At 44.4% G+C, this 4,659-nt stretch carries 4 protein-coding genes and 2 pseudogenes; 4 read left to right on the top strand and 2 right to left on the bottom strand.

The genetic code is table 11. The features are described from left to right. Positions 1–108 (top strand): annotated as a pseudogene (locus tag BCT81_RS10725) (IS5/IS1182 family transposase); the annotation flags it as partial. A gap of 384 nt (positions 109–492) precedes the next feature. Here the strand turns inward: BCT81_RS10725 and BCT81_RS10730 are convergent. Beyond that, complete coding sequence (locus tag BCT81_RS10730) at positions 493–927, bottom strand: winged helix DNA-binding protein (RefSeq protein WP_102424202.1); 435 nt, start codon at positions 925–927, stop codon at positions 493–495. Next, the gene (locus tag BCT81_RS10735) at positions 920–1,345 is read right to left on the bottom strand and encodes an SRPBCC family protein (RefSeq protein WP_241908190.1); all 426 of its coding nucleotides are present in this window, start codon (positions 1,343–1,345) and stop codon (positions 920–922) included. The genes BCT81_RS10730 and BCT81_RS10735 overlap by 8 nt, the downstream gene beginning before the upstream one ends. 214 nt (positions 1,346–1,559) lie before the next feature. Between BCT81_RS10735 and trxB the strand changes: the two genes are divergently transcribed. The 3 genes and pseudogenes from trxB to BCT81_RS10750 form a co-directional block, all read left to right on the top strand. After that, on the top strand, positions 1,560–2,519 hold the full coding sequence (gene trxB / locus BCT81_RS10740; RefSeq protein WP_008223323.1) for a thioredoxin-disulfide reductase: 960 nt from the start codon (positions 1,560–1,562) through the stop codon (positions 2,517–2,519). A 161-nt stretch (positions 2,520–2,680) separates the two neighbouring features. Beyond that, positions 2,681–4,465 carry a cysteine/glutathione ABC transporter permease/ATP-binding protein CydD gene (cydD, locus tag BCT81_RS10745; protein WP_102424205.1) on the top strand — a complete coding sequence of 595 codons (1,785 nt, stop codon included), beginning with the start codon at positions 2,681–2,683 and terminating at the stop codon, positions 4,463–4,465. Further along, a pseudogene (locus tag BCT81_RS10750) lies at positions 4,458–4,659 on the top strand (cysteine/glutathione ABC transporter ATP-binding protein/permease CydC); the annotation flags it as partial. The gene cydD and the pseudogene BCT81_RS10750, both read left to right, overlap by 8 nt.

A 4,659-nucleotide genomic window follows, 5' to 3' on the forward strand; every position in this document is an offset into this window, starting at 1 on the left:
TTAAGTTTAAGAAATTACAACGCCCCAGTTGGCGAAACTTACGCCATGATCAAAGCGTTAAACAAGCTCACTGTTCTAGGTATGCCTAAAGCGATAGTAATCGCCTAACAATTCTCCATATTAGGCGAGTTTATACCTGAACTCGAATTAGGAAACAGAGCCACTATGAGGAGTTCTTGTCACCAGGTTGGAATATTGAAAACATGGTAATAAGCTCCTTTGGGGTGGCAGTAAAGTTCTTCAGTTAAAAGAGCGCATAGGTATGTTTGAAGGAAAAAAGTCGTTAGCAGGCGTATTAACATGAAGGATCATGTCATTAGATAATTTAGGGGCCGTTATGAAAATAGAACATTCCTTTTTAGATTCTCACTACTCAGTGATACCGGTGATACAACGCATGAGTGTAAGCGATTTCGTGTTACCTCAACTAATTAAGATTATGCTAACTTAGCAAGATTGCTAACAAGCTTCTGTCCAATAGTGAGTTTTAATTCAAGGGCTCTTAAGGCCTGCTAACAGGGAAATAAATCGTCCTCTTTCTCCCTTTAAGCTTTCGAAATATAGTTGGTCTAACTCTTCCACCTGCGCTATTGCGTTTATTGCTAGAGCTTCCCCAGGTTTCGTGAGTCTCAGAGAAAAGCTTCGTGAGTCTCTAACACCTTTATCTTTGGTGATAAGATCATTCGCAACCAGCGCTTTCATCGACTTTGATAATGTCATCTTATCCAAGCCTGTAATATTGACTACTTCTGTTTGCGTGGTTTCGTTTTTGTTCTTGTTACACCATAGTATCGAAGCGAGTATAACGAACTGAGTATGGTTGATGTTTAACGGCTTAAGGAGTTTCATTACCTCTGAATGCCATTTATTATAAGCAACCCAGAGCTGTAGTCCTACGCTGTCCGATGGAAGTTCATGCTTAAACATTGTTCTCTGCCCTTTTTTTTAATCCTTCAAGAGTAGACGGTAGTCCATCATAAATTTTCTTTCCTACGACTTTCCCAAACAAAAAACTGGTTAACCCCGAAAACTTAACCCTATGAGTTACCTCCGTTATTTCTCCTTTAGCCTGTAACTGGTGCTCAAATGATAGAAGGCAGAATGGCAGTTTGCTCATGACAGTAAAGCTCTTATTTGGTGTAGCATCCGTAATGACTATCTTTGATTTAGGCCCATTAGTCGGCTTTATAACGCCTTTCACACCAACCTCGAATGCCCCCAGTAGACGAGAGTAGACCACTTCTTTATCCCATTGATTCCAGTTTTCTACATCGACATATAGCGAATATATGTCTTGAGGTGATGCTTCAATACAAATACGTTCTTCAAAAATCACTTTTCTCATCCTAGTTGATTGCATCTTGGTAAACTAGTTTACAATAATTCATGGTGGGTACATTTGCAACATCGCTTTAGCCACGAAAACGTTTGTCTCGATTAAGTTCTAAACTATAACGATTAATTACACTTCAGCCCTTGTTTAACCTTTTATTGCCTCCATATTTTCCATACAATCCTAAGCGATTATAAATTAAAACAAATTCAATTTCGGAGTCCTCATGAGCGACGTAAAGCACTGTAATTTATTGATTCTTGGTTCTGGCCCTGCTGGCTATACAGCTGCAGTTTACGCTGCTCGTGCAAACCTAAACCCAGTTCTGGTTACTGGTATGCAGCAAGGTGGTCAGCTTACAACCACAACTGAAGTGGAAAACTGGCCGGGGGATGCTGAAGGTTTAACAGGCCCAGCACTGATGGATCGCATGAAAGAGCACGCAGAGCGCTTTGAAACAGAGATCCTTTTCGACCACATTAACGAAGTCGACCTATCAAACCGCCCTTTCCGTCTTAAAGGCGATTCTGGCGAGTACACGTGTGATGCGTTGATCATCTCGACAGGTGCATCAGCTAAGTACCTAGGTTTAGAGTCTGAAGAAGCATTCAAAGGCCGCGGCGTGTCTGCTTGTGCAACGTGTGACGGTTTCTTCTACCGCAACCAGAAAGTAGCGGTTGTTGGTGGTGGTAACACAGCAGTTGAAGAAGCTCTTTACCTATCTAACATCGCGTCTGAAGTTCACCTGATTCACCGTCGTGACACGTTCCGCGCTGAAAAGATTCTTGTTAAGCGTTTAATGGACAAAGTAGAGAACGGCAACATTGTTCTTCACACTGACCGCACGCTAGACGAAGTTCTTGGCGACGATATGGGCGTAACAGGCGTTCGCATTAAAGATACTCAGTCTGACAAGACAGAAGATATCGACGTAATGGGCGCGTTCATCGCTATCGGTCACCAGCCGAACACTGAAATCTTCAAAGGCCAAGTAGATATGAAAGATGACTACATCATCGTTCAGTCTGGTCTTGAAGGTAACGCGACACAAACAAGCATCCCAGGCGTGTTCGCTGCGGGTGATGTTATGGACCACAACTACCGCCAAGCGATCACTTCTGCTGGTACAGGTTGTATGGCTGCTCTGGATGCTGAACGCTTCCTAGATGGCCTTAACGATAAGTAAATCTGAGATTGCAGATTTGATTATCGATGCTCTCGCCTTAGTAGATGCAGGGCGTCATCACATTTTGTTGTAAATCCCTAAAGCCCAGTGGTATATCCACTGGGCTTTCTTTTGTATACTAGCCGCCCTCAACGAATAATAATTATCATTAAGCCTTCATAATGGATAAGAAAAAACAACGCAGCTTGAATAAGTGGCTTAAGCAACAAAGTAAGTTAGCAAAACGCTGGCTTATGATTGCGATTAGCCTTGGCGTACTTTCAAGTGTGTTTTTAATTGCTCAAGCAGCGCTTCTCGCCTCTATTCTTCACCAGTTGATCATCGAGAATGTCGATAAATCTGAACTGGTTGGTCATTTTGCTGGCTTGGCACTCTCGGTCGTTGGTCGTGCGGGCTGTACATGGGGTCGTGAAATCGCAGGTTATCGCTGTGGTGAACAGATCCGTGTCTACATTAGGCAGCTCATTCTAGACAAGCTACGCGAACTGGGCCCTGCTTACATCAAAGGTAAGCCAGCCGGTACGTGGGCAACGCTGTTGCTAGAACAAGTTGAAGACATGCAAGACTTCTTCTCACGTTACTTGCCACAGATGTCTTTGTCGGTACTGATTCCATTCATTATTTTGGTTGTGGTATTCCCAGTAAACTGGGCAGCCGGCCTTATCTTCTTGCTGACTGCGCCACTGGTACCGATGTTCATGGCATTGGTGGGTATGAAAGCCGCAGACGCAAACCGTAAAAACTTCAAAGCGCTTCAGCGTCTTTCAGGTCACTTTTACGATCGTTTGCAGTCCATGACAACCATTCGTCTTTTCGACCGCACTAGCTCTGAAACAGAAGTGTTGAAAGGTGCATCTGAGGTGTTCAGAACGCGCACAATGGATGTATTGAAGATCGCTTTCTTGTCGTCTGCAGTGCTTGAGTTCTTCACGTCTATCTCGATTGCGATGACGGCGGTTTACTTTGGTTTTACTTACATCGGCGAGCTTAACTTTGGTCACTACGGTGTTGGCATTACGCTATTCGCAGGTCTGTTTATCCTTATCTTGGCGCCAGAGTTTTACCAACCTCTGCGTGACTTAGGTACTTTCTACCACGCTAAACAACAAGCGGTAGGCGCAGCCGAGAGTATTGTTGAGTTCCTAAAAACCGACATCACTAAGGTTAAATCAGGTGACACTCAACTGGACCCAGCTCAAGGAATCAATATTGAAGCTCAAGATTTGAAAGTATTGAGCCCTGAAGGTGTTCAACTGGTAGGCCCGATCTCGTTCGCACTGAATACTCGCCAGTCAACGGCATTAGTTGGCCCAAGTGGTGCGGGTAAGACAAGTTTGATTAATGCCATTCTTGGTTTCATGCCTTATGAAGGAAGCTTGAAAATCAATGGTATTGAACTGCGTGATTTAGACTTGGCATCTTGGCGTAAGACCATTAGCTGGGTTGGTCAAAACCCACTGTTGCTGCACGGCAGTATTCGTGACAACGTCACCCTAGGTAAGCAAGATATCACAGACCAAACGGTTCAAAACGCACTAGACCAATCTTTCGCTAGTGAGTTCGTTAATGAGCACGGCTTGGACTACATGATTTCTGATCGTTCTGGCGGCCTATCTGTTGGTCAATCTCAACGTTTGGCACTGGCTCGCGCAATGATTCAAGACGGTCAATTCTGGTTGCTTGATGAACCTACTGCTAGCCTAGATACTCGTAGTGAGCAGCTAGTGATGAAAGGCATCAACAGCAACATTGAAAGTCGCACTGCCCTGCTTGTGACGCACCAACTGGCTCCTCTTCAATCGGTCGATAACATTATGGTTATGCGCGATGGTGGTCTTGTGGAACAGGGTCATTACTCTCAGCTTTCGACTGCGGGTGGTTTATTCGAAGAGATGCTAAAAGCGAACTTAGCTCAACAAGACAACAAGGGTAATTTAGATGCGTGATTTACTGCCTTACCTGAAACTCTATAAAAAGCATTGGTTTGGCCTATCGCTAGGCATGCTATTGGCTTTTGCTACTCTGTCAGCTTCTATTGGCTTGTTAACGCTATCGGGTTGGTTCATTTCCGCTTCTGCGGTTGCTGGCCTGACGATTGCGCGTGAAACCTTTAACTACATGCTGCCGGGCGGTGGTGTAC

Origin of the sequence: Vibrio sp. 10N.261.52.A1 (assembly GCF_002876325.1) — a bacterium.
GTDB classification, from domain to species: Bacteria; Pseudomonadota; Gammaproteobacteria; order Enterobacterales; family Vibrionaceae; genus Vibrio; species Vibrio chagasii.

What these genes read in the sequence shown, in the direction of transcription:
- BCT81_RS10730 (WP_102424202.1), bottom strand. Translation starts at nt 927, where the DNA reads ATGTTTAAGCATGAACTTCCATCGGACAGCGTAGGACTACAGCTCTGG.
- cydD (WP_102424205.1), top strand. Translation starts at nt 2,681, where the DNA reads ATGGATAAGAAAAAACAACGCAGCTTGAATAAGTGGCTTAAGCAACAA.
- trxB (WP_008223323.1), top strand. Translation starts at nt 1,560, where the DNA reads ATGAGCGACGTAAAGCACTGTAATTTATTGATTCTTGGTTCTGGCCCT.
- BCT81_RS10735 (WP_241908190.1), bottom strand. Translation starts at nt 1,345, where the DNA reads ATGAGAAAAGTGATTTTTGAAGAACGTATTTGTATTGAAGCATCACCT.